Genomic DNA, 24,483 nt, shown 5'->3' with positions numbered 1-24,483 from the left:
GCAAAACCGGTTCAGTTAAGAATGGTTCGCAGAACAAGGACTTGGCGTCTGAATGGCTGCTTAAAAAGCCGTCATTGCGCCTTGCGGCGCGGGAGTCATCGCTCTAGCTTCCGGCCCGACTGAGCGGGGGCTGGTCGCGGGATTCGCTTCCCGGCACAGCTTTTCCGTCACAAACCGGTTCGGCCACTCCTGACGAGGACTCCCGAGCGATGGACGCATTGCTTCTGGAATACCTGCCCATCCTGATCTTTCTCGGCATTGCGGCCGCGATGGGGATCGGGTTCATGCTGGCGGCCTTCGTGTTCGCCCCGTCCGATCCGGACCCCGAAAAAGTCTCGACCTACGAATGCGGTTTCAACGCGTTCGACGATGCCCGCATGAAATTCGACGTGCGATTCTATCTGGTCGCGATCCTGTTCATCATCTTCGACCTTGAAGTGGCTTTCCTCTTCCCCTGGGCGGTGACGCTCGGCGAGACCGGGGTCTTCGCCTTCTGGTCGATGATGGTTTTCCTTGGCGTTCTCACCGTGGGCTTTGTCTACGAGTGGAAAAAAGGCGCGCTGGAGTGGGAGTAGGCAATATGGCTGACACATCCCGGATACCCGCGCTCGCTGGCGCCCGCGCCGCGACGCCGCACTACGACCCCAAGAAGCACGACCCGTTCTTCGACGGCGTGTCAGACGCGCTGGCCGACAAGGGCTTCGTCGTCGCCGGGGTCGATGACCTGATCACCTGGGCGCGCACCGGCTCGCTGATGTGGATGACCTTCGGTCTCGCCTGCTGCGCGGTCGAGATGATGCAGGCGTCCATGCCGCGCTACGACGTCGAGCGCTTCGGTTTTGCGCCGCGCGCCTCGCCGCGTCAGTCCGACGTGATGATCGTCGCCGGCACGCTCACCAACAAGATGGCTCCGGCGCTGCGCAAGGTCTACGACCAGATGCCGGAGCCGCGCTACGTCATCTCGATGGGCAGCTGCGCCAATGGCGGCGGCTATTACCATTATTCCTATGCGGTGGTGCGCGGCTGCGACCGGATCGTGCCGGTCGATGTCTACGTGCCGGGCTGCCCGCCGACCGCCGAAGCGCTGGTCTACGGCATCCTGCAGCTGCAGAAGAAAATCCGCCGGGAAGGGAGCATCGAACGATGAGTGCGGCCCTGAAGGATCTCGGCGATCACATTGCCGCCGTGCAGGAGACCGCGGTGCGCGACACCGTGGTTGCGCATGGCGAGCTGACGATCACCATCCACCGCGACCGGATCGTCGACATGCTCCGCTTCCTGCGCGACGACCCGACCTGCCGTTTCACCACGCTGATCGATATCTGCGGCGTCGACTGGCCGGGCGACGCCGAGCGCTTCGAGGTCGTCTATCACCTCCTGTCGATGCATTTGAACCACCGCATCCGGGTGAAGCTGTCGACCGACGAGGACACGCCGGTCGACAGCGTCGTCGAGGTCTTCCCGGTCGCCGGCTGGTTCGAGCGCGAGGCGTTTGACATGTTCGGCATCGCCTTTGACGGCAATCCGGACCTGCGCCGTCTCCTCACCGACTACGGTTTCGAAGGTCATCCGCTGCGCAAGGACTTCCCGCTCTCCGGCTATGTCGAGGTGCGGTGGGACGAGGAACAGAAGCGCGTCGTCTACGAACCGGTCGAGCTGGTCCAGGACTATCGCGATTTCGACTTCATGAGCCCGTGGGAAGGCGCGAAATACGTGCTGCCGGGTGATGAGAAATCCAAGGGCGAGGGCGCGTAGATGGCCGTGACCGAAACCCCCGAAGATCGCAAGTTCACGATCAATTTCGGCCCGCAGCACCCGGCCGCGCACGGTGTTTTGCGCCTCGTGCTGGAGCTGGATGGCGAGATCGTCGAGCGCGTCGATCCGCATATCGGCCTTCTGCACCGGGGCACCGAAAAGCTGCTCGAGCACAAGACCTATCTCCAAGGCATCGGCTATTTCGACCGCCTCGACTATGTCGCGCCGATGAACCAGGAGCATGCCTTCTGCATGGCGATCGAGCGCCTGGCGGGCATCCCGGTTCCGAAGCGCGCGCAATATATCCGCACGCTCTACAACGAGATCGGCCGCATTCTCTCCCACCTCCTCAACGTGACGACCCAGGCGATGGACGTCGGCGCGCTGACCCCGCCGTTGTGGGGGTTCGAGGAGCGCGAGAAGCTGATGATCTTCTACGAACGCGCCTCCGGTTCGCGCATGCACGCGCACTATTACCGGCCCGGCGGCGTTCACCAGGACCTGCCGCCGCAGCTGATCGAGGACATCGGTACGTGGTGCGACAACTTCCCGAAGGCGCTGGACGACATCGACACGCTTCTGACGGAAAACCGCATCTTCAAGCAGCGCAATGTCGATATCGGCGTGGTGTCGAAAGAAGACGCGCTCGCCTGGGGCTTCTCCGGCGTGATGGTGCGCGGCTCGGGCATGGCCTGGGATCTGCGCCGCGCCCAGCCCTACGACGTCTATGACGAGCTCGAATTCAAGATCCCGGTCGGCAAGAATGGCGATTGCTGGGACCGTTATCTCTGCCGCATGGAAGAGATGCGCGAGTCCTGCAAGATCATGAAGCAATGCGTCGAATGGCTCGCCAAGCCGGAAAATGCCGGCCCGGTCCTGCCGGAGAATTCCAAGTTCGCGCCGCCGCGCCGCGGTGAGATGAAGCGCTCGATGGAAGCGCTGATCCACCACTTCAAGCTCTACACCGAGGGCTTCCACGTGCCGGAAGGCGAGACCTATGCCGCCGTCGAAGCGCCGAAGGGCGAATTCGGCGTCTATCTGATCTCCGACGGCACCAACAAGCCGTACCGGGTGAAGATCCGCGCGCCGGGCTTCCCGCACCTCGCGGCGATGGACCATCTCAATCGCGGCCACATGCTCGCCGACGTCTCGGCGATCCTCGGCTCGCTCGACATCGTGTTCGGGGAAATCGACCGGTGATCGAATTCCTCGCGGCCATAACGCTCCTTGTGAGTCCGGACGACGGCGTTCCGCCGTCCCCCGAGGCGGTCGTGCAGGCCGCGCTCGATGCGCACAATGCGCACGATCTCGACGCCTTCCTCGCGACGATGGCCGAAGACGTCACCTTCCTGTCGCTGGACGGCCAGGTGCTGGTCGAGGGCCGCGAGACGGTTGCGGAAATCTGGGGCGCGCGCTTCGCCGAGCGCCCGGACCTCGTCGCCGACATCACGCACCGCACGGTGATCGGCAACCGCGTGATTGACGAGGAGCAGCTTTGCCTCGACGGACGCGACAACCCTTGTGTCGAACTGGTCGCGATCTACACGGTCGAGGATGGCCTCATCCGGACCATGCATGTCATCCAGCCGGTCCCCGCGTCCGGCAATTCTGAGAATGGAGCCGCGCAATGAGTGTGCGCCGCCTTGCCGACCAGCAGCCCGACAGCTTCACCTTCACGAAGGCGAGCGAAAAGCTGGTGACATTCTGGTTGAACAAATACCCGGAAGCCAAGAAGGCGTCTGCGGTAATCCCGATGCTGTGGATCGCGCAGAAGCAGGAGGGCTGGGTCTCGGAGCCGGCCATCCAGCACATCGCCGAACGCCTGAACATGCCGCGCATCCGCGTCTACGAGGTCGCGACCTTCTACACCATGTTCAACCTCGCTCCGGCGGGGGAGCACTTCATCCAGGTCTGCGGCACGACGCCGTGCTGGCTGCGCGGTGCGGACGACCTGAAGAAGGTCTGCGAGAAGCGCATCGGCAAGAAGGGCGTCGTCTCGAAGGATGGGAAGTTCTCCTGGAACGAGGTCGAATGCCTCGGCGCGTGCGCCAATGCGCCGATGGTCCAGATCTCGAATAAGGACGGCGACGAATATTACGAGGATCTGACGGCGGAAAGCCTGACCGCGCTCCTCGACAATCTCGAAGCGGGCAAGGCGATCACACCCGGACCGCAGAATGGCCGCGACTGTTCCGCGCCGGAAGGCGAGGCGAAGACACTGACCGAGAAGTCGCTCTATGACGGCTCGGCGGCGAAGAAGCTCAAGCTGCCGAATACGGCCAAGGCGGAGGCGTAGTCATGCGGATCCTCCAGCCCGTCGTCCTGCTCGCCTCGCTCGGACTAGCCGGCTACTGGCTCTACGAGTTCATCACCACCGGAACCCCGGAAGTCCTTCTCGCGATGGCGACGATGGTGACCGCGATCTTCGGCGGAATCGTCCTGCCGCGCGTTGGTAAATCCTCAGGGAAGACGCCCGAATGACCCAGCTTCTGCAGGACAAGGACCGCATCTTCACCAACCTCTATGGCCGGCATGATTTCGGCCTGGAAGGCGCGAAGCAGCGCGGCGCGTGGAACGGCACGAAGGACATGCTGGACCAGGGCCGCGACTGGATCATCGAGAACGTGAAGGCCTCCGGCCTGCGCGGCCGCGGCGGTGCGGGTTTCCCGACCGGCCTGAAATGGTCCTTCATGCCGAAGGAAGTCGGCGCGCGTCCGCACTATCTCGTTGTGAACGCCGACGAATCCGAGCCGGGTACCTGCAAGGATCGGGAGATCATGCGGAACGACCCGCACCTCCTGATCGAAGGCTGCCTGATCGCCTCCTTCGCGATGCAGGCGCACGCCTGCTACATCTATATCCGCGGCGAGTACGTCCACGAGCGCAACCGCCTCGAAGCCGCGATCAAGCAGGCCTATGAGGCCAAGCTGATCGGCAAGGACAATGTCCACGGCTGGGATTTCGACCTCTACGTCCATCACGGCGCCGGGGCCTATATCTGCGGCGAGGAAACCGCGCTTCTCGAAAGCCTTGAAGGCAAGAAGGGCCAGCCGCGCCTGAAGCCGCCATTCCCGGCCAATGCCGGCCTTTATGGCTGCCCGACGACGGTGAACAATGTCGAATCGATCGCGGTCGCGCCGACCATTCTGCGCCGCGGCGCGGAGTGGTTCGCGGGCTTTGGCCGCAAGGGCAATACCGGCACGAAAATCTTCTCGATCTCCGGCCATGTGAACAAGCCGTGCAATGTCGAGGAGGCGATGTCGATCCCGCTGAAGACGCTGATCGAGACCCATGCGGGCGGCGTGCGCGGCGGCTGGGACAATCTCAAGGCCATCATCCCCGGCGGTTCGTCGGTGCCGCTGATCCCGAAGGACATCTGCGACGACGTGCTGATGGATTTCGACGCGCTGCGCGACGTGAAATCCGGCCTCGGCACCGCCGCCGTCATCGTCATGGACAAGTCCACTGACGTGGTGAAGGCGATCGCCCGGATCAGCTATTTCTACAAGCACGAGAGCTGTGGCCAGTGCACGCCCTGCCGTGAGGGCACGGGCTGGATGTGGCGCGTTCTGGAGCGGATGGCGCGCGGCGAAAGCTCGACGGAAGAGATCGACCTCCTTCTCGACGTGGCAAGCCAGGTTGAAGGTCACACCATCTGCGCGCTCGGCGACGCGGCGGCCTGGCCGGTCCAGGGCCTGATCCGGCATTTCCGCCACGAGATCGAGGATCGCATCAACGCCTATCGCGCCGGCAAGCCGGTCGCCGTTTCGGCCGTGGCAGCGGAGTAGGGGATGATCATCAAAGTTGAGATGCGCTTCCCTTCGATTGGACAAGCGGGAAACGTTTGCGGAGCGATGGAGTTCGATTGGCCTGCTTCGATGCCATTTTTGCAGGACACTGAGCTACCTGAAACCTGCAATGCGATAGAAGTGTACAATCGAGAAACGCGTGAATTTCGGGCTCTTTGCGCGTCGAATGATTTTGACGATTCGGATACCGAAGGTTGGTGGGACAAAGCGGGCGTAGTGGTCGGACTTAGCGAGGCCGATCAGCAAACGATGTTGGAATTTGCCAAGATCGCATTGTCTAGCTCACGTGATCTCTCGATCCGAATTGTCGCTCGTGTCGCGGATGAAAAACTTTCAGGTAGCGTTCGGACAGAAGCGGATCTGGGATTTGACGATGTCATTTATGGAAACGTCGCACACGACGGCACCATCCCTCTGACTGATATACGCTTTCTGTTGCACGACCCTGCCAATTCGGAGCATTTGGCATGAGCGAAGACCTTCGCAAAATCATCGTCGATGGCGAGGAGATCGAGGTTCCGAACTCCTACACGCTGTTGCAGGCCGCCGAGGCGGCGGGCCGGGAAATCCCGCGCTTCTGCTATCACGAGCGCCTGTCCGTCGCCGGCAATTGCCGCATGTGCCTGGTCGAGCTGGTCGGGGCGCCGAAACCGGCTGCGTCCTGCGCCATGAATGTGCGCGACATGCGCGGCGGGCCGAATGGCGAGCCGCCGGCCATGAACACGCTGTCGCCGATGGTGAAGAAGGCGCGGGAAGGGGTGATGGAGTTCCTCCTGATCAACCACCCGCTCGACTGCCCGATCTGCGACCAGGGCGGCGAATGCGACCTGCAGGACCAGTCCCTGATGTATGGCCGCCCGCAGACCCGCTTCGCCGAGAACAAGCGCGCCGTCGAAGACAAGTATATGGGCCCGCTGATCAACACGATCATGACCCGCTGCATCCAGTGCACGCGCTGCGTCCGCTTCGTGACCGAAGTCGCCGGCTCGCCGGAAATCGGCATGATCAATCGCGGCGAGGATGCCGAGATCACGACCTATCTGGAAAGCGCGGTCGGGTCGGAACTGTCGGGCAATGTCATCGACCTCTGCCCGGTCGGCGCGCTGACCTCGAAGCCCTACGCCTACAACGCCCGTCCGTGGGAGCTGAAGAAGACCGAGACCATCGACGTGATGGACGCGATGGGTGCCTGGACGCGCGTTGACGTGCGCGGCACGGCGGTTCTGCGCATCCTTCCGCGCGTCAATGACGACATCAACGAGGAGTGGCTGTCCGACAAGTCCCGCTTCGTGTGGGACGGGCTGCAGCGCCAGCGCCTCGACAAGCCCTACGCCCGCGTGAAGGGCAAGCTGTCGGCCATCGGCTGGGACGAAGCCCTGAAAATCGCCGCCGACAAGCTGTCGGGCGATGCGAAGAAGATCGGCGTCATCGCCGGCGATCTCTGCGCGCTCGAAGACCTGAAGGCCGCGAAAGACCTTTTCACCTCGCTCGGCGTGACCTCGATCGACGGCCGTCAGGACGGCGCGAAGATCGGCGGCGGCGCGCGCGAGGCATACCTGTTCAACTCGACCATCGCCGGCATTGACGAGGCCGACGCCATCCTGCTGGTCGGCACCAATCCGCGCCTCGAAGCGCCGGTGCTGAACGCGCGCATCCGCCGCGCCTGGCTGGAACGCGGCGTGAAGGTTGGCGTGATCGGCGAGAATGCCGACCTGACCTATCCCTACGAGCATCTCGGCGCGGGCGGCAAGGCGCTGGTGGAGCTGGGCGGCAAGCGCTCCGGCTTCATCAAGACGCTGAAAGACGCGAAGAAGCCGATGATCGTCCTCGGCATGGGCGCGCTCACCCGCGCCGATGGCGGCAAGGTGCTGCGCGCGGCGGGCGAACTGGCCGCCAAGGTCGGTGCGGTTGTCGAGGGCTGGAACGGTTTCAACGTGCTGCACACGGCGGCATCGCGTGTCGGTGCGCTCGATCTCGGCTTCCTGCCGGGCAAGGGCGGCAAGGACACGGCCGGCATCCTCAAGGCCGCCAATAAGGGCGAGATGGACACCGTCGTGCTTCTGGGCGCGGACGAGATCGACACCGCCTCGCTCGGCGAGAGCTTCGTCATCTATATCGGCCATCATGGCGACGCCGGGGCGCACCGCGCCGACCTGATCCTGCCGGCTCCGGCCTGGACCGAGAAATACGGCATGTGGGTCAATACCGAGGGTCGGGTTCAGATGAATGACCGCGCGCTCTTCCCGAAGGGCGAGGCGAAAGAAGACTGGGCCATCTTCCGCGCCCTGTCCGCCAAGCTCGGCCGCACGCTGCCCTATGACAATCTCGACCAGCTGCGCGCCAAGATGATCGCCGACCACCCGGTTCTGGGCGGTCTCGACCATGCGCCGGGTTCCGCCAGCGCGGGGGCGTTCGACGTCGCGAAGATCGGCGAGGCGGGCGAGGTCACCGACAAGCCCTTCGTGTCGCCGGTCAAGGACTTCTACCTGACGAACGCCGTGGCGCGCGCCTCGAAGACGATGGCCGAATGCTCGGCGCTGAAGAACGCCCCCGCGGCGCAGGCAGCGGAGTAGGGCATGGCCGGCAAACCAAAAGTCACCTCGCAAGGGATGGGCGCAGGCATCGCCCTAGGCGTCGGCGTCGGAACCGCAATCGGTGTCGCAATGGGCAATATCGCCATGGGCGTCGCCATCGGTGCCGCCATGGGTGTGGCCTTTGGCGTTGCATTCTCGCAGGCCGGGCGCGATGACGCGGGCAACAGCGATTCAGACTCGGGTTCGAACGCAGGATCAGACACCGGCGGGGACAGGAACTGACGACATGTGGACCTACTGGCTCAACCCCGAGAATCCCGGCGCCGGCTTCTGGATCGCCGATACGCTGTCGGCGATTCTCGCCTTCATGATCGTGCTGCTCCTGTCGCTGGCCTTCCTCCTCCTGATGGACCGGAAGGTCTGGGCGGCGGTGCAGATGCGCAAGGGCCCGAACGTGGTCGGCGCCTTCGGCCTGCTTCAGTCCTTCGCCGACTTCCTGAAATTCGTGTTCAAGGAAATCATCGTCCCGGCGGGCGCGGACCGCGTTCTCTTCCTGCTTGCGCCGCTGATCACCTTTATCCTTGCCTTCATCGGCTGGGCGGTGGTTCCGGTCGCGCCGGGCTGGGTGATCGCCGACCTCAATGTCGGCATCCTCTACCTGCTCGCGATCTCCTCGCTCGGCGTCTACGGCATTATCATCGGCGGCTGGGCCTCGAACTCGAAATACCCCTTCATGGGCTCGCTGCGCTCTGCGGCACAGATGGTGTCCTACGAAGTCTCGATCGGCTTCGTGATCGTCACCGTCCTCCTGTTCGCAGGGTCGATGAATCTCAGTGACATCGTGAGCATGCAGGCGGGCGGGTTCTGGAACTGGAACCTCCTGGCCGCGCACACGCTGCCTTGGCCGATGTTCCTGGTGATGATCCCGATGACGGGCGTCTTCTTCATCTCGGCGCTGGCGGAAACCAACCGTCCGCCCTTCGACCTGCCGGAAGCGGAATCCGAACTCGTCGCGGGCTACCAGGTCGAGTACTCCTCGACGCCCTACCTGCTCTTCATGATCGGGGAATACCTCAACATCGTGCTGATGTGCGCGATGACGACCATCCTCTTCTTCGGCGGCTGGCTGCCCCCGATCGAAATCGCGCCCTTCACCTGGATCCCGCCGGTCTTCTGGTTCGCGATCAAGGTGGTGTTCTTCTTCTTCATGTTCGCCATGGTGAAGGCCCTCGTTCCCCGGTACCGCTACGACCAGCTGATGCGTCTGGGCTGGAAAATCTTCCTGCCGACCTCGCTCGGTGCTGTCGTCCTCGTCGGGGCCTACATCGCTTACGGAGCCAACTGAGATGGGACGTATCGAACAGACCATCCGCGGCGCGCTGCTCCTCGATTTCTGGGGCGCTTTCGTGCTCGGCATGCGGTATTTCTTCCGCCCGAAGCCGACGGTGAACTATCCCTTCGAGAAGGGTCCGCTCAGCCCGCGCTTCCGTGGCCAGCACGCGCTGCGCCGCTATGCCAATGGCGAAGAGCGCTGCATCGCCTGCAAGCTCTGCGAGGCGGTCTGCCCGGCGCAGGCGATCACGATCGAATCCGAACCGCGCGCCGACGGCTCGCGCCGCACCACGCGCTACGACATCGACATGGTGAAGTGCATCTATTGCGGCTATTGCCAGGAGGCGTGCCCGGTCGATGCCATCGTGGAAGGTCCGAACTTCGAGTTCGCGACCGAGACCCGCGAGGAACTCTACTACGACAAGGCGAAACTCCTTGAGAATGGCGATCGGTGGGAACGCGAGATCGCCCGCAATCTGGAACTGGACGCGCCTTACCGCTAAGCGCGGGCGCGGGGACGTAAGGAACAGGCGAAACCATGCTGCAGGTGATTGCCTTTTATGCGCTGGCGACGGTGGCGGTCTTGTCCGCCTTTCTCGTCGTGGCTGCGCGCAACCCGGTCCACTCGGTGATGTGGCTCATCACGGCCTTCTTCTCGTCGGCCGGCCTGTTCGTGCTGCTCGGGGCCGAGTTCCTCGCCATGCTGCTGGTCGTCGTCTATGTCGGCGCGGTAGCGGTGCTGTTCCTGTTCGTCGTGATGATGCTCGACGTCGACTTCGCCTCGCTGAAGCAGGGCTTCCTCAGCTATCTGCCGCTCGGCGGTCTCGTGGCGCTGATCCTGGCGGGCGAGGCCATCATGGTCGGCACCTTCTGGGCGGAGACGCATACGCCTGCGGCCTCGGATGTTACGGCGATGCCGGCGAACATGAACAACGTCCAGGCGCTCGGCCATCTGCTCTATGATGAATACGTCTACTTCTTCCAGGCCGCCGGCATGGTGCTGCTGGTCGCGATGATCGGTGCCATCGTCCTGACGCTGCGCCACCGCCCGCATGTGAAGCGACAGCAGGCGCACATCCAGGTCGGCCGTGACCGCAAGACCGCGGTCGAGCTGCAGGACATCAAGCCGGGCGAGGGGATTGGCTAATGCTTGAGATCGGTCTCGCCCATTATCTTGGCGTCGCGGCGCTCCTGTTCACGATCGGCGTGTTCGGGATCTTCGTGAACCGCAAGAACGTCATCATCCTGATGATGTCGATCGAGCTTCTGCTGCTCGCGGTGAACATCAACCTCGTGGCGTTCTCCTCCTATCTCGGCGACCTCGCCGGACAGGTCTTCGCCATGTTCGTCCTGACCGTCGCCGCCGCCGAGGCCGCGATCGGACTCGCCATCCTCGTCGTCTTCTTCCGCAACCGCGGCGATATCGCCGTGGAAGACGTCAACATGATGAAGGGCTGACCGAACGATGCCGCTTATTATCGTATTCGGACCTCTGGTCGGCGCGATCATTGCCGGTCTGTTCGGGCGCTTCATCGGCGACCGCGCGGCGATGACGATCACGACGGGTCTGCTGATCCTGTCGGCCATCCTGTCGGTCTTCGTCTTCTACGACGTGGCCTTCCAGAACAATGAACGCCTGATCGAGCTCGCCACCTGGATGCGGATCGGCGAATTCGAGGCGACCTGGTCGATCCGGCTCGACACGCTGACGGCGGTGATGTTCGTCGTCGTGACCAGCGTGTCCTCGCTCGTTCACGTCTATTCCTGGGGCTACATGTCCCACGACCCGCACCGGTCGCGTTTCTTCGCCTACCTGTCGCTCTTCACCTTCGCGATGCTGTCGCTGGTCAGCGCGAACGACTTCCTGCAACTCTTCTTCGGTTGGGAAGGCGTGGGACTGGCCTCGTATCTCCTGATCGGCTTCTGGTACAAGAAGAAGTCGGCCAATGACGCGGCCATCAAGGCCTTCGTGACCAACCGCGTCGGCGATTTCGGCTTCGCGCTCGGCATCATGGCGGTCTTCGCCATCTTCGGCACGATCCAGTTCGACGAAGTCTTCGCCCTGGCGCCGTCCATGGTCGACACGGTCTGGACCTTCGGCCCGGCCAGCTTCCAGGCGCTCGAGCTCGTTGCCTTCCTCTTGTTCATCGGCGCGATGGGCAAGTCGGCCCAGTTCTTCCTCCACGTCTGGCTGCCGGACGCGATGGAAGGCCCGACGCCGGTGTCCGCGCTGATCCACGCCGCGACCATGGTGACGGCTGGCGTCTTCCTCGTCTGCCGCTGCTGGCCGCTGTTCGACCTCGCGCCGAACACCTCGACCGTGGTGACGGTGATCGGCGCGATCACCGCGCTGTTCGCCGCGACGATCGGCGTCGTGCAGAACGACATCAAGCGCGTCATCGCCTATTCGACCTGTTCGCAGCTCGGCTACATGTTCTTCGCTGCCGGCCTCGGCCTCTATGACGCGGCGATGTTCCACCTGTTCACGCACGCCTTCTTCAAGGCGCTGCTCTTCCTCGGCGCGGGTTCGGTGATCCATGGCCTGCACGACGAGCAGGACATGCGGAACATGGGCGGCACGCGCCACGCGCTGCCCTGGACATGGATGCTGATGATCATCGGCACGCTGGCGCTGACCGGGGTGGGCATCCCGCTTCTGGGCTGGGGCTTTGCCGGCTTCTTCTCGAAGGACATGATCATCGAGGGGGCCTTCATGGCCGGACAGGAAGGCGCGCCCTTCGGCATGATCGCCTTCTGGATCGGCTGTTTCGCCGCGCTCCTGACGTCCTTCTATTCCTGGCGCCTGATCTTCTTCACCTTCCACGGCAAGTACCGCGGCAAGAAGGAAGTGCTCGACCACGCCCACGACAGCCCGCCCGTCATGCTGATCCCGCTGATCCTTCTCGCGGTCGGCGCCGTGTTCGCCGGCGCGGCGTTCAAGGACAGCTTCGTCGGCAAGGACTCCTTTGCCTTCTGGGGCGACTCCCTGACGCCGGGGCCGTACGCGATCGCCAACTATGGCGACCAGCAACATGCCTCGCCCTATGACGAGGTGACGGCAGACGGGGCCGATCACGGCGCAGAGGCCGCGGGCGATCATGCCACTCCGGCTGACGATCACGCGGCTCCGGCTGCAGACGATCATGGCGCGGCCACCGAAGAGTATGGCACCGAAGCCGGCGAGCACGGTGAGGGCGACCATGGCGGTGGCCACCACCCGCCGATGTGGGTCCTGTTCGCGCCCTTCGTGGCGACCGTGACCGGCTTCATCGTGGCCTGGCTGTTCTACATTCGTCACGAAGGCCTGCCGGCCCGTATCGCCGCGCGCGGCGGTCCGCTCCACGCCTTCCTGTACAACAAGTGGTATTTCGACGAGGCCTATCGCTTCATCTTCGTGCGCGGCTCGGAGAAGCTGGGCGATCTGTTCTGGAAGGTCGGGGACCGGCGCATCATCGACGGTTTCGGTCCGAACGGCTTTGCCGGCGCGGCGATGAATGCGGCCCGCCGCCTGTCCAAGATCCAGTCGGGATACCTCTATCACTACGCCTTCATCATGCTGATCGGCGTTGTTCTTCTGACCCTGTGGGTCGTTGCCGGTGCCGGGGGGCAATAGATGACCGCGATCTTCCAATCCCTCCCGATCCTGACGGCGATCACCTTCATCCCGGCGGCCGTCGCGGCCTTCCTGGCGGCGATGAAGTTCATGATGCGCGCCGAGGATTCGACCTGGCTCGACCGCAATGCGCGCGGCGTCTCGCTGATGACGACGCTGGCCGTGCTTTTCCTGACCATCGTTCTGGTGATGGGCTTCGACCCGTCGAACCCGGACTTCCAGTTCTACCAGGAAGTCCCGTGGTTCGCGGAGTTCGGCCTCGGCTACCGGATGGGCGTGGATGGAATCTCCATCCTCTTCATCCTGCTGACCAACTTCCTGATGCCGATCTGCATCCTGGCCAGCTGGAACATCAAGAAGCGCGTCACCGACTACATGATCGCCTTCCTGATCCTGCAGACGATGATGGTTGGCGTGTTCTGCGCGCTGGATCTGGTGCTGTTCTACATTTTCTTCGAAGGCGGCCTGATCCCGATGTTCATCATCATCGGTGTCTGGGGCGGAGCGAACCGCTTCTACGCTTCGATGAAATTCTACCTCTACACGCTGCTCGGCTCGGTGCTGATGCTGGTCGCGATGGTCGCCATGTTCCTGCAGGCGGGCACGACGGACATCACCGTGCTCCTGGAGACCGATTTCGCGGCCAACCTGCAGACCTGGCTGTGGCTTGCCTTCTTCGCCTCCTTCGCGGTGAAGATGCCGATGTGGCCGGTCCACACCTGGTTGCCGGACGCGCACGTGGAAGCCCCGACGGCGGGTTCGGTCATCCTGGCCGGCGTCCTCCTGAAGCTCGGCGGATACGGCTTCCTGCGCTTCTCGATTCCGATGTTCCCGGACGCGAGCGTAATGTTCCAGCCGCTGGTCTTCACCCTGTCGGTGATCGCCATCGTCTACACCTCGCTCGTGGCCTTCCGGCAGACCGACATCAAGAAGCTGATCGCCTATTCCTCCGTTGCCCACATGGGCTTCGTGACGCTCGGTATCTTCGCGATGACGGAGCTGGGCGTGCAGGGTGCCATCTTCCAGATGCTGTCCCACGGCCTGATCTCGGGCGCGCTCTTCCTCTGCGTCGGCGTGATCTATGACCGCATGCACACCCGCGAGATCGCCTTCTATGGCGGCCTTGTGCACCGCATGCCGGTCTATGCCGCCATCCTCGCCCTGTTCTCGATGGCCAATGTCGGCCTGCCGGGGACGTCGGGCTTCATCGGCGAGATCATGACCATGGCCGGCACCTTCCAGGTGAACACCTGGGCGGCAATGGGCGCCGCGCTCGGCGTGATCTTCTCGGCGGTCTACATGCTGACCCTCTACCGCAATGTCGTGTTCGGGGAGCTGACCAATCCGAAGCTGGAAGCCATCACCGACATCAATGCGCGCGAGTGGATCATCTTCATCCCGCTGATTGCCGGTACGATCTTCCTCGGCTTCTTCTCAACGCCGGTAACGGACGTGACCGCCGCGTCCGTGAACCAGCTGATTTCCGATTTCACCGCGGCCACCGCCGCTGTGGCCAACTGACGGGGACCGGACGGTGACCTACGACATTCTCGCCACCGACCTCTTGCTGCTCACGCCGGAGCTCATGCTCGCCATCGGCGCGATGGCACTGCTGATGCTCGGCGTCTTCATCAAGAAGGACGAGACGGCCGCGAAATGGGTCTCTCTCCTGACGATCGGTCTTCTGGTCGCAGCCGGTGCCGCGGCGCTCTTCCTCGTGCCGGGCGCGGGCGGGCTGGCGTTCAGCGGTGCCTTCGTCTTCGACCCCTTCGCCCTGTTCTCCAAGGTCGCGATCTGCGGCGCGGCGGCGCTCGCGCTTTTCCTCGCCGGCCCGTATCTGAAGGCCGAACGCCTGGCGCGGTTCGAATTCTCGGTCCTCGTTGCGCTCGCCGTCCTCGGCATGGCGATGATGGTGTCGGCGAACGACCTCATCTCGCTCTACATGGGCGTCGAGCTTCAGTCGCTGGCGCTCTACGTGCTCGCCGCGTTCAACCGCGACAGCCTGCGCGCTTCGGAAGCCGGCCTGAAGTATTTCGTGCTCGGTGCGCTGTCGTCCGGCCTGCTGCTCTACGGCGCCTCGCTGGTTTACGGCTTCTCCGGTGCAACCGGTTTCGACGCCATCGCGGCGGCCGTGGGCGACAATCCGTCCGTCGGCCTTGTCTTCGGCCTCGTCTTCCTGATCTGCGGCCTGGCCTTCAAGGTCTCCGCCGCGCCCTTCCACATGTGGACGCCCGACGTCTACGAAGGCGCACCGACCCCGGTGACGGCCTTCTTCGCGACGGCGCCGAAAATGGCCGCGATGATCCTCCTCGCACGCCTGCTTTACGAGCCGTTCGGCAATGCCGTGGACAGCTGGCAGCAGGTGATCTGGGTGATCGCGGCACTGTCGATGGCGGTCGGGGCCTTCGGCGCGCTGACGCAGAACAACATCAAGCGCCTGATGGCCTATTCCTCGATCGGCAATATGGGCTACGCGCTCGTTGCCGTTGCGGCGGCCAGTGAGACGGGCCTGTGGGCGCTGCTCGCCTTCATGATCCTCTACATGGTCGGTGTGATCGGCGCGTTCGGCGTCATCCTCGCCATGCGTACGCCGGAAGGCATGGTGGAAGAGGTCGACGACCTCTCCGGCCTGTCGCAGACGCGCCCGGGCCTGGCCTGGTCGATGACCGGCATCATGTTCTCGATCGGCGGTCTGCCCTTCCTTGTCGGCTTCTTCGGCAAGCTCTTCATCTTCTACGCCGCGGTGCAGGCCGGTCTGATCTGGCTCGTTGTCATTGCTGCGCTCGCGAGCGTCGTGGCCGCGGCCTACTATCTGCGCATCGTCCGGGTGATCTGGTTCAACGAACCGGCGCACAAATTCGTCGCTGCGCCGACCCCCGTCGGCCTGGTGGCGAACCTCTCCGGTCTCGCGACCGTGCTGCTCGTGCCGCTCGCGGCGATCGTCTTCATGTGGGCGCGCGGAGCGTCGATCGGTCTGATCTGACGTCATGCCGGGCGGTGTCCGCACGGAATGGCTGGCCGAAACCGACTCCACGAATGAGGAGGCCCGCCGCCTCGCCCTGGCCGGTGAGCGCGGTCCGGTTTGGATTGCAGCCCGGCGCCAGAGCGCGGGCCGGGGCCGGCGTGGCCGCCAATGGGCGGACCTGACCGGCAATCTCTACACGACCGGGCTTTACGTGCTCGACGCGAAGCCGGGCGAGGCGGCGCAGCTCTCCTTCGCGGCGGCACTCGCGGCGGCGGAAGCCTGCGAGGCGGTCATCGACCGCGAGCGCGTCCGCCTGAAATGGCCGAATGACGTCCTGATCGGCGGTAAGAAGGTCTGCGGCGTGCTCTTGGAATCCGGCAGCGCACCGGGCGGCGGACTCTGGCTGGCCGTCGGGATAGGCCTGAACCTCGCCAGCCACCCGCGCGATGTCGAACGTCCGGCGACGGACATCGCGGAGGAGGGCGGTGCGCTGACGCAGGACGCTGCGCTCGAGCGTATCGCCACCAGTTTTTCGGCCTGGCTTGAACGCTGGCGCACGCACGGCTTCGGCCCGCTGCGCGATGCCTGGCTCGCCCGCGCCTGGGGCATTGGTGAACGCTGCACCGCGCGCCTGCAGGACGAGACGGTCGAGGGCATCTTCGCCGACCTGATGCCGGACGGTTCGCTGCGGCTTGATATGGCGAACGGCCAGCGCCGCCTTATCTCAGCGGGCGACGTATTCTTTCCCGGCATTCCGGGGTAAAGGCTGGCCCATGCTTCTCGCGATCGATTGCGGCAACACGAACACGCTGTTCGCCGTCCATGACGGGACGGACTGGCGCGCCCAGTGGCGCACCGCCACCCATGCCACCCGAACCGCCGACGAACACGCCGTCTGGCTGACCCAGCTCCTGTCGCTGCAGGGCCTCAAATTCGAGGATCTGACCGCCTGCATCGTTTCCACCGTGGTGCCGCAATCCCTGTTCAACCTGCGCAATCTGGCGCGTCGTTATCTGAAGGTCGAACCGCTCGTCATCGGCGATGCGGGCATGGATCTCGGCATCGGCGTCGATATCGAACGCCCGCAGGAAGCCGGGGCCGACCGTCTCGTCAACGCGCTCGGCGGACGGGTCGCCTATGACGGTGCGCTCCTGATTATCGACAGCGGCACGGCGACGACGTTCGACGTCATCTCCGCCGACGGCGTGTTCAAGGGCGGTATCATCGCCCCGGGCATCAACCTGTCCATGCAGGCGCTGCACACCGCCGCGGCGCAGTTGCCGCGCATCGCCATCCAGCGCCCGGAGCGTGTGATCGGCCGCAACACGGTCGGCGCGATGCAGGCGGGCGTATACTGGGGCTATATCGAACTGATCGACGGGCTGATCCGCCGCGTGCGCCAGGAGTATGGCGAACCGCTGACCGCGATCGCCACCGGCGGTGTCGCCTCGCTGTTCGAACGGGCATCGTCCGAAATCCAGCATTTCGATGCCGACCTGACCATTCGCGGCCTGCTGGAGGTCTGGAAGCGGAACGAGGGCAAGCAGGCGTGAACCCGGCAGACAACGGCCTCTACTTCCTTCCGCTCGGCGGTTCCGGCGAGATCGGGATGAATCTGAACCTCTACGGCTATGGGCCGGAAGAGGGGCGCAAATGGATCATGGTCGATCTCGGCGTGACGTTCGGCGATCTGACGACGCCCGGCGTCGACATCATCATGCCGGACCCGGCCTATATCGAGGAACGCGCGCAGGACCTGCTCGGCATCGTTCTGACCCATGCCCATGAAGACCATATGGGCGCACTCGCCCATCTCTGGGAGCGCTTCCGCTGCCCGGTCTATGCCACGCCCTTCACCGCCTGGCTGGTTCGCGACCGGTTGAAGGAGAAGGGCCTGCTCGACGAGGTCGAGCTGCATGAAATCCCGCTCGGCGGTCGTCTGACACTCGGCCCGTTCGACATCGAACTCGTGACGCTGACCCACTCCATTCCGGAGCCGAACGCGCTCGCCATCCGAACGCCGGAGGGCCTGATCCTTCACACCGGTGACTGGAAGATCGACCCCGATCCGCTGATCGGCGAGACGATCGATGTCGAGGCGATGAACCGGCTTGGCGACGAGGGCGTGCTCGCCATCGTCTGCGATTCCACCAACGTGTTTTCCGAGGGCACGTCCGGCTCCGAAGGCGAGGTCCGCAAGCATCTGATCGAACTGGTCGGCGAACACAGGACCGGTAAGGTCGCCATCGCCGCCTTCGCTTCGAACGTCGCGCGCATCGAGACCGCGATCCGCGCCGCCGAGGCCAATGACCGGCGCGTCTGCCTGGTCGGCCGGTCGATGCACCGCATGACCAATGCGGCCAAGGCGGTCGGCCTGTTGCAGGACGTCAAACCTTTCATCGACGAGGAGGAGGCGGCCTACTTCCCGGCGGAGAAAATCCTCTATCTCTGCACCGGCAGCCAGGGCGAGCCGCGCGCCGCCCTGTCGCGCATTGCCGAGGGCACGCACCGCAATGTCACGCTCGGGCAGGGCGATACGGTGATCTTTTCCTCGCGCGTCATCCCCGGCAACGAGCTCGGCATCTTCGAGCTTCAGAACAAGCTGGCGGACATGGGCGTCCACGTCATCACCGACAGTGACCGCGACATCCACGTCTCCGGCCATCCGTGCCGGGAAGAGCTGCGCGCCATGTACAACTGGGCGCGGCCGCGCATCGCCATCCCGGTCCATGGCGAACGCCGTCACCTGATCGAGCATGCGCGTTTCGCGAAATCGATGCAGGTGCCGCATGGCATCGCGCCGCGCAATGGCGATCTGATCCGCATTACCCGGGAGGGTGTCGAGGTCGTCGACGAAGTTCCCGCCGGCCGACTGCATGTCGATGGCAGCTTCATCACGCCGGCCGATGGCGAGGCGATGCGAGAACGCCGCAAGATGTCCTTCGCCGGCTATATCGGTGTGGCGCTGGCTGTCGAGGGCTCCGGCAAGTTGATCTCGGGTCCGGACGTGCGCACAGCCGGCCTGCCGGAAGACCGCGAATACGCGATGGAGGACTTCCTCGACGGGTTGGCTGACGCCGCCGAACAGGCCTTTGACCGCCTCGGCAAGCGCGATCGCCGCGACCCGGACATGATCGAGGAAGCGGTGCGCCGCGCCGTCCGCCGCGAAGCCGCGAAAATCTGGGGCAAGAAGCCCATCGTCGACGTCACCGTGCTGGAGGTCTGAACATGAAGATCGGCCGTCTCAATCACATCGGCATCGCCACGCCCGACATCGAGGCGACACGGGACACCTATGCCGCGCTCTACGGTGCGGATGCCGCGACGCCGGTGAAGGATTTTCCGAAGCTGGGCGTGAAGGTCTGCTTCGTGTCGATCGAGAATACCGAGCTGGAACTCTTGCAGCCGCTCGGACCGGACAGCCCGGTCAACAAGTTTCTGGAAAAGAACCCCAGGGGCGGCCAGCACCACATGTGTTTCGAGGTCGACGACATCATTGCCGCCCGCGACGCGATGCGCGAACGCGGCGCGACCGTCCTCGGCACCGGAGAGCCCTATATCGGTGCGCACGGCGTGCCGGTCATCTTCGTTCACCCCAAGGACACGCACGGCGTTCTCGTCGAGCTGATGGCCAAGCCGGAGCACTGAAGCGATGGGACGCATTATCGGCTATCTCGTCGTCGCCCTGACCTTCGCGCTCTGGGTGGCGCAACTCTTCCTGCCGGATCGCGGTATCGGTTTCGTCACCGGCCTCGTCGTCTTCCTGATCACCTGGTGGATCGTGCTGTTCATGACGCTGCCGCTCGGCGTGCGCAGCCAGGCCGAACACGGCGAGATGGTCGAAGGGACAGATCCCGGCGCTCCCGTCCTGCCGGACCTGAAGCGCAAGGCCTGGCTGACCACGGTGATCGCCAGCTATGTCTGGCTCGCCCTGTTCGTGCTCATCGAGTTCCAGCCCATCCCGCTCGACGCCATTCCCTTCCTGCCGGACCCGGAAGGTTTCGACCGCTACTGATCGTCCGCCTCCTGGCTCATCCGCGCATGCTCCCATGACATGACGAGCACGCCGGCAAAGACGATGGCGAATCCGGCGAGGTGGACGAAGCGGAAGGGTTCGCCGAGCAGCACATAGCTGAGAATGAGGGCCGAAGCGGGCATCACGCCCATGAAGGCGGCGGCGACCGCGCCTTCGGCCTTCTTCACGCCCGCATACCAGAGCCAGCTGCCGAGTGCGAGCGTGCCCGCGCCGTACCAGACGAGCGCCATCCAGGCGCCCGGCTCGACCTGTGAAACGTCAAAGCTGAGCCATTGCCAGATCGCGAAGGGCAGGAAGACGGGCAGGGCGATCACCGCCGCGAGGAAGGCCACCAGCACCGGATCGACCCGCTCCGACGCGGTCTTGCCGACCAGCGTGTAGACGCTCTCGCAGCAGACCGCCGCGAAGACCAGGATCGTTCCGAGCAGGAGGTTTCCGCCGGCTTCGCCGCTTGATCCACCGCCCAGATGCAGGACCAGCACGCCGCCGACCGCCAGCGCGATCGCCGTCAGCTTCCGCCAGGTCGGATGGTCGCCGAGAAACAGCATGGAGGCTGCGGCCGTCACTGCCGGGGCGGTGCTCATCACGATGGCTCCGGCCACGCCGGACACCATACTCATCCCGTAGAGCATCAGGGCGGAAAACCCGAACATGCCGAAAAGCGCGATGACGGCGATACGCCCCCAGTCGCCGCGCGACATCGCCCGGATCGCGCCCAGCTTGCTCCAGGCCAGCGGGGCCAGCGCCAGCGCGCCGATCCCGACGCGCAGGAATGACCCCACGAAGACCGGCATGGCCTGCGTCACGATTTTCGACACCGGCGTCGCCGAGCCGAACGTCGCCATGCCGCCGATCAGCTGGGCGAGGGTGAGAGGGGTGTTCTTCGTCGTCATCGGGGGCGCAACCGCTGCGGTTCTGCCAAGGTTCCAGCCTAGCACATGACGCTTGCCTTGCTCCGCCCCGCGCTGCCGTCTAATGCTGGTGCAACGCAACAATTCACGACGGTTTCCCCTCCCATGCGCCTGTCCCGCTATTTCCTGCCTGTCCTGAAGGAAACCCCTGCCGATGCGCAGATCGCCTCGCACCGGCTGATGCTGCGCGCCGGGATGATGCGCCAGGAATCGGCGGGCATTTACGCCTGGCTGCCGCTCGGCCACCGCGTGCTGCAGAAGATTTCCCAGATCGTGCGCGAGGAACAGGACCGGGCCGGGGCCGTCGAACTGCTGATGCCGACCATCCAGTCCGCCGATCTGTGGCGCGAGAGCAATCGCTACGACGCCTACGGCAAGGAGATGCTGCGCATCACCGACCGGCATGACCGGGAGATGCTCTACGGGCCGACGAACGAGGAGATGATCACCGAGATCTTCCGGGCCTATTGCCGCTCCTACAAGGACGTGCCGAAACTGCTCTACCACATCCAGTGGAAGTTCCGGGACGAGATCCGCCCTCGCTTCGGCGTGATGCGGGGCCGTGAATTCCTGATGAAGGACACCTATTCCTTCGATCTGGATGAGGCAGGCGCCAGAGCGGCTTACAACAAGATGTTCATCGCCTATCTGAACACCTTTGCTCGCCTGGGCCTGAAAGCCGTTCCGATGCGCGCCGACACCGGCCCAATCGGCGGCGATCTGAGCCACGAATTCATCATCCTGGCCGAAACCGGCGAAAGCGAAGTCTTCTGCCACTCCGATCTGGTCGAGATGCCGGCACCCGGCGATGTCGATTTCGACGGCGATCTGCAGCACCTCGTCGACCAGCGCACCGCGCTCTACGCCGCGACCGAGGAAATGCACGAGGCCGCGCGCTTCGAGGCCGAAGTGCCGGAAGCCAAGCGCCTGTCCGCCCGCGGCATCGAGGTCGGCCACATCTTCTATTTCGGCACCAAATATTCCGATGCCATGAAGGCGGAAGTGACCCACCCGGATGGATCGTCGAAGCCCGTCCACATGGGCAGTTACGGCATCGGCGTGTCGCGCCTGGTCGGCGGCATCATCGAGGCGAGCCACGACGAGAACGGCATCATCTGGCCGGAATCGGTCGCGCCCTTCGGCGTCGGAATCGTCAATCTGAAGGCCGGCGACGCCGACACGGACGCCGCCTGTGACAAGGCCTATGCCGCATTGACCGCGGCCGGCAGGGAGCCGCTGCTCGATGACACGAATGAACGCCCGGGCGGCAAGTTCGCGACGATGGATCTGATCGGCCTGCCGTATCAGCTGGTCATCGGGCCGCGCGGCCTGAAAGAGGGCAAGGCCGAGGTCAAGGTTCGCAAGACCGGTGAACGCCACGAACTGGCGCTGGACGACGCAATCGCACGCCTCGCCGAAGGAGCCTTCTCGCATGGCTGAGGCGAAGCTCGACAAGGGGGCGCACCCGTTCAGCCCCTACGAGTTCACGCTCGCCCTGCGCTATCTCGGCGCCCGCCGCAAGGATGGCGGCATCGCCCTCATTGCGATCATTTCCTTCCTCGGTATCACGCTCGGCGTGGCGGCCCTGATCACCATCATGTCGATCATGAACGGCTTCCGCTACGAGCTGATGAGCCAGCTGCTCGGCGTGCAGTCGCACATCTATGTCGATGTCCGGCCCCAGCTCTACGGCAATCAGGAAGCGCTGAGCCAGGACGAGCTCGACATACTGACCGAGCAGATCCGCGAGATCCCGGGCGTGGTCAGCGCCGGTCAGCGCATTGTCGGTGAAGCCTTGCTGAATGTGGACGGCAATGCCGCGCCCGCCCGGGTGATCGGTCTGACCCGGGAAGAATTGCTCTCGATCCAACGCGTCTCCGGCATGCCTGAGCCAGGTGACGATACCGGTCTTCAGCTTGGCAGCATGGACGGCTTCGGCGAGGGACGGAATGGCGGCGACATCATCCTGATGGGTCAGCAGATGGCCCGCGCGCTGCGCGTGATCCCCGGCGATACCGTGCCCTTCATCTCGTCCGCCGGGCGCGTCACGCCGACCGGAATGGTCAATATCCGCAAGGCTTACGAGGTCGGTGGCGTCTTCTCGGTCGGCATCTACGAGTTCGACCAGATTCACGTCTTCATGCCCCTTGAGCAGGCACAACTCTTCTTCGCGCTCGACGGGCCGGAAACCATCGAGGTTCGCGTCGAGAACCCCGACGATCTCGATGCCGTGCGCGCCGCGATCACCGAAACAGTCGCCGGTCGCGGCATCATCTCGGACTGGCGCGAACGGAGCCGCAGCTTCTACGAGGCGCTGCAGGTCGAACGCGTCGCGATGCGCCTGATCATGGCTGTCGTCATCCTCATCGCGGCGCTGAACATCGTCACCGGCCTGATCATGCTGGTGAAGAACAAGGGCCGCGACATCGCCATTCTGCGCACGATGGGCTCGACGCAGGCCAGTGTCATGCGGGTCTTCATGCTGATCGGGCTGATGATCGGCGGGGTCGGGGCCGTGGGCGGCATCCTGCTCGGCATCATCCTCGTGTTGAACATCGACGCGGTTCAGGCCTTCGTCTCGCTCGTGACCGGCACGAATGTCTGGAACCCGGAAGTCTATTTCCTCGTGAACATGCCGGCCCGGCTCGACATGTCGGAAGTGCTGTTCGCGGCCGTTTTCGGCCTGGGCGCGGCCTTCCTCGCGGCGATCCCGCCGGCCTGGCGCGCGGCCAGCCTCGATCCGGTGGAGGCGCTGCGCTATGAGTGAGGCCGTTCTCTCGCTTCAGGGTATCGAGCGCACCTATGAAGGCGCCAAGCCGCTGACCGTCCTGAAGGATGCGACCGTCCATCTCGTGCCGGGCGAGGTCGTGGGCCTCGTCGGTCCGTCGGGCTCGGGCAAATCATCGCTGCTGCATGTCGCCGGCCTGCTCGAAGAGCCCCAGGCGGGAACCGTGACGGTCGCCGGGCATGACGGGCTGACCAAGAAGGATTCCGAGCGCACGGCACTGCGCCGGTCCATGATCGGCTTCGTCTACCAGTTCCACCACCTGCTGCCGGAATTCGACGCGCGGGAGAATATCGTCCTGCCGCAGCTGATCGCCGGAAAGTCGCGCAAGTCGGCGATCGCCGAGGCCGATCGTCTCCTGGGCCTCATGGGTCTCAGCGAGCGCGCCGACCACCGCCCGGCGGCCCTGTCCGGCGGCGAACAACAGCGTGTCGCCATCGCCCGCGCCTTCGCCAACAAGCCCCGCATCATCCTGGCCGACGAACCGACCGGCAATCTCGATCCGAAGACTTCGGACGCGGTGTTCGAGGCCTTCTTCCGCGCGGCGCGGGAAGAGGGGGTGGCGGCGCTCGTGGCTACGCATAATCTTGCGCTGGCCGACCGGATGGACCGCGCCATCACGCTGCGCGAAGGCCGTGTCATTCCCTGGACCGGGATCGAACACCCCGCCGCCTGATATCCACGGTTTTCTTTGCTGACGGGCATCGGCCCGGCTGATTCGATTTCTGTTTGACATGCAGAAC

At 64.3% G+C, this 24,483-nt stretch carries 27 protein-coding genes; 26 read left to right on the top strand and 1 reads right to left on the bottom strand.

Annotation, left to right across the window (positions count from 1 at the left end; translation table 11 throughout):
• The first annotated feature begins 209 nt into the window (after nucleotides 1-209).
• From L5876_RS04920 to L5876_RS04810, 23 genes are read left to right on the top strand one after another with little or no spacing between them, the layout of a single operon-like run.
• Nucleotides 210-575: an NADH-quinone oxidoreductase subunit A gene (locus tag L5876_RS04920; RefSeq protein ID WP_039710907.1), complete on the top strand. Its 366-nt coding sequence runs from the start codon at nucleotides 210-212 to the stop codon at nucleotides 573-575.
• Between the two features lie 5 nt (nucleotides 576-580).
• Complete coding sequence (locus L5876_RS04915; RefSeq protein ID WP_039710906.1) at nucleotides 581-1,147, top strand: NADH-quinone oxidoreductase subunit B family protein; 567 nt, start codon at nucleotides 581-583, stop codon at nucleotides 1,145-1,147.
• On the top strand, nucleotides 1,144-1,755 hold the full coding sequence (locus L5876_RS04910; protein ID WP_236954981.1) for an NADH-quinone oxidoreductase subunit C: 612 nt from the start codon (nucleotides 1,144-1,146) through the stop codon (nucleotides 1,753-1,755). The genes L5876_RS04915 and L5876_RS04910 overlap by 4 nt, the downstream gene beginning before the upstream one ends.
• Nucleotides 1,756-2,955, top strand: coding sequence for an NADH-quinone oxidoreductase subunit D (locus tag L5876_RS04905; protein WP_236954980.1), 1,200 nt, complete (start codon nucleotides 1,756-1,758; stop codon nucleotides 2,953-2,955).
• Entirely contained in the window at nucleotides 2,952-3,386 is a 435-nt protein-coding gene (locus tag L5876_RS04900) for an SgcJ/EcaC family oxidoreductase (protein ID WP_236954979.1), read from the top strand. Before L5876_RS04905 ends, L5876_RS04900 begins: the two co-directional genes overlap by 4 nt.
• Nucleotides 3,383-4,051: an NADH-quinone oxidoreductase subunit NuoE gene (gene nuoE / locus L5876_RS04895; RefSeq protein ID WP_236954978.1), complete on the top strand. Its 669-nt coding sequence runs from the start codon at nucleotides 3,383-3,385 to the stop codon at nucleotides 4,049-4,051. The genes L5876_RS04900 and nuoE overlap by 4 nt, the downstream gene beginning before the upstream one ends.
• 2 nt (nucleotides 4,052-4,053) lie before the next feature.
• On the top strand, nucleotides 4,054-4,236 hold the full coding sequence (locus L5876_RS04890; protein WP_236954977.1) for a hypothetical protein: 183 nt from the start codon (nucleotides 4,054-4,056) through the stop codon (nucleotides 4,234-4,236).
• Nucleotides 4,233-5,543 (top strand): NADH-quinone oxidoreductase subunit NuoF, encoded by a 1,311-nt coding sequence (gene nuoF, locus L5876_RS04885; RefSeq protein ID WP_236954976.1) that lies wholly within the window; start codon nucleotides 4,233-4,235, stop codon nucleotides 5,541-5,543. Before L5876_RS04890 ends, nuoF begins: the two co-directional genes overlap by 4 nt.
• Nucleotides 5,544-5,546: 3 nt before the next feature.
• The gene (locus L5876_RS04880) at nucleotides 5,547-6,035 is read left to right on the top strand and encodes a hypothetical protein (RefSeq protein WP_236954975.1); all 489 of its coding nucleotides are present in this window, start codon (nucleotides 5,547-5,549) and stop codon (nucleotides 6,033-6,035) included.
• Nucleotides 6,032-8,137: an NADH-quinone oxidoreductase subunit NuoG gene (nuoG, locus tag L5876_RS04875; RefSeq protein ID WP_236954974.1), complete on the top strand. Its 2,106-nt coding sequence runs from the start codon at nucleotides 6,032-6,034 to the stop codon at nucleotides 8,135-8,137. The genes L5876_RS04880 and nuoG overlap by 4 nt, the downstream gene beginning before the upstream one ends.
• Before the next feature lie 3 nt (nucleotides 8,138-8,140).
• On the top strand, nucleotides 8,141-8,380 hold the full coding sequence (locus tag L5876_RS04870) for a hypothetical protein (protein WP_052289270.1): 240 nt from the start codon (nucleotides 8,141-8,143) through the stop codon (nucleotides 8,378-8,380).
• Between the two features lie 4 nt (nucleotides 8,381-8,384).
• Entirely contained in the window at nucleotides 8,385-9,443 is a 1,059-nt protein-coding gene (gene nuoH, locus L5876_RS04865; protein WP_236954973.1) for an NADH-quinone oxidoreductase subunit NuoH, read from the top strand.
• Nucleotide 9,444: 1 nt separating this feature from the next.
• A complete protein-coding gene (gene nuoI, locus L5876_RS04860) occupies nucleotides 9,445-9,933 on the top strand; it encodes an NADH-quinone oxidoreductase subunit NuoI (RefSeq protein WP_236954972.1) in 489 nt (162 codons plus the stop codon).
• Nucleotides 9,934-9,968: 35 nt separating this feature from the next.
• Nucleotides 9,969-10,577, top strand: coding sequence for an NADH-quinone oxidoreductase subunit J (locus tag L5876_RS04855; RefSeq protein WP_236954971.1), 609 nt, complete (start codon nucleotides 9,969-9,971; stop codon nucleotides 10,575-10,577).
• Nucleotides 10,577-10,888, top strand: a complete 312-nt coding sequence (nuoK, locus tag L5876_RS04850; protein WP_039710897.1) for an NADH-quinone oxidoreductase subunit NuoK — start codon at nucleotides 10,577-10,579, stop codon at nucleotides 10,886-10,888. Before L5876_RS04855 ends, nuoK begins: the two co-directional genes overlap by 1 nt.
• Nucleotides 10,889-10,895: 7 nt before the next feature.
• Entirely contained in the window at nucleotides 10,896-13,043 is a 2,148-nt protein-coding gene (gene nuoL / locus L5876_RS04845; RefSeq protein ID WP_236954970.1) for an NADH-quinone oxidoreductase subunit L, read from the top strand.
• On the top strand, nucleotides 13,044-14,564 hold the full coding sequence (locus L5876_RS04840; RefSeq protein WP_236954969.1) for an NADH-quinone oxidoreductase subunit M: 1,521 nt from the start codon (nucleotides 13,044-13,046) through the stop codon (nucleotides 14,562-14,564).
• Nucleotides 14,565-14,577: 13 nt separating this feature from the next.
• Nucleotides 14,578-16,026: an NADH-quinone oxidoreductase subunit NuoN gene (nuoN, locus tag L5876_RS04835; protein WP_236954968.1), complete on the top strand. Its 1,449-nt coding sequence runs from the start codon at nucleotides 14,578-14,580 to the stop codon at nucleotides 16,024-16,026.
• A 4-nt stretch (nucleotides 16,027-16,030) separates the two neighbouring features.
• Nucleotides 16,031-16,771 (top strand): biotin--[acetyl-CoA-carboxylase] ligase, encoded by a 741-nt coding sequence (locus L5876_RS04830; RefSeq protein WP_236954967.1) that lies wholly within the window; start codon nucleotides 16,031-16,033, stop codon nucleotides 16,769-16,771.
• 10 nt (nucleotides 16,772-16,781) lie between these two features.
• Complete coding sequence (locus L5876_RS04825) at nucleotides 16,782-17,561, top strand: type III pantothenate kinase (protein ID WP_236954966.1); 780 nt, start codon at nucleotides 16,782-16,784, stop codon at nucleotides 17,559-17,561.
• Nucleotides 17,562-17,617: 56 nt separating this feature from the next.
• Entirely contained in the window at nucleotides 17,618-19,234 is a 1,617-nt protein-coding gene (locus L5876_RS04820) for a ribonuclease J (protein WP_272906867.1), read from the top strand.
• A gap of 2 nt (nucleotides 19,235-19,236) precedes the next feature.
• Complete coding sequence (gene mce / locus L5876_RS04815) at nucleotides 19,237-19,656, top strand: methylmalonyl-CoA epimerase (RefSeq protein WP_236954964.1); 420 nt, start codon at nucleotides 19,237-19,239, stop codon at nucleotides 19,654-19,656.
• Nucleotides 19,657-19,660: 4 nt separating this feature from the next.
• Entirely contained in the window at nucleotides 19,661-20,023 is a 363-nt protein-coding gene (locus tag L5876_RS04810) for a DUF1467 family protein (RefSeq protein WP_236954963.1), read from the top strand.
• Here L5876_RS04810 and L5876_RS04805 read toward each other — a convergent pair.
• Nucleotides 20,017-20,937, bottom strand: coding sequence for a DMT family transporter (locus L5876_RS04805; protein ID WP_236954962.1), 921 nt, complete (start codon nucleotides 20,935-20,937; stop codon nucleotides 20,017-20,019). The two genes, L5876_RS04810 and L5876_RS04805, sit on opposite strands and share 7 nt — an antisense overlap.
• A 123-nt stretch (nucleotides 20,938-21,060) precedes the next feature.
• Here L5876_RS04805 and proS point away from each other — a divergent pair, with 123 nt between their 5' ends.
• The 3 genes from proS to L5876_RS04790 are packed head-to-tail and all read left to right on the top strand — an operon-like array spanning nucleotide 21,061 to nucleotide 24,416.
• Entirely contained in the window at nucleotides 21,061-22,395 is a 1,335-nt protein-coding gene (gene proS / locus L5876_RS04800) for a proline--tRNA ligase (protein ID WP_236954961.1), read from the top strand.
• The gene (locus L5876_RS04795) at nucleotides 22,388-23,722 is read left to right on the top strand and encodes a lipoprotein-releasing ABC transporter permease subunit (protein WP_236954960.1); all 1,335 of its coding nucleotides are present in this window, start codon (nucleotides 22,388-22,390) and stop codon (nucleotides 23,720-23,722) included. Before proS ends, L5876_RS04795 begins: the two co-directional genes overlap by 8 nt.
• Nucleotides 23,715-24,416: an ABC transporter ATP-binding protein gene (locus tag L5876_RS04790; protein ID WP_236954959.1), complete on the top strand. Its 702-nt coding sequence runs from the start codon at nucleotides 23,715-23,717 to the stop codon at nucleotides 24,414-24,416. Before L5876_RS04795 ends, L5876_RS04790 begins: the two co-directional genes overlap by 8 nt.
• The last annotated feature ends 67 nt before the right edge of the window (nucleotides 24,417-24,483 follow it).

The sequence above is a fragment of the Hyphobacterium sp. SN044 genome (genome assembly GCF_021864465.1).
In the GTDB taxonomy this organism is placed as follows: domain Bacteria; phylum Pseudomonadota; class Alphaproteobacteria; order Caulobacterales; family Maricaulaceae; genus Hyphobacterium.
Note: the sequence above shows the minus strand (reverse complement) of the source record. Positions and strands in the feature narration are given on the sequence as shown.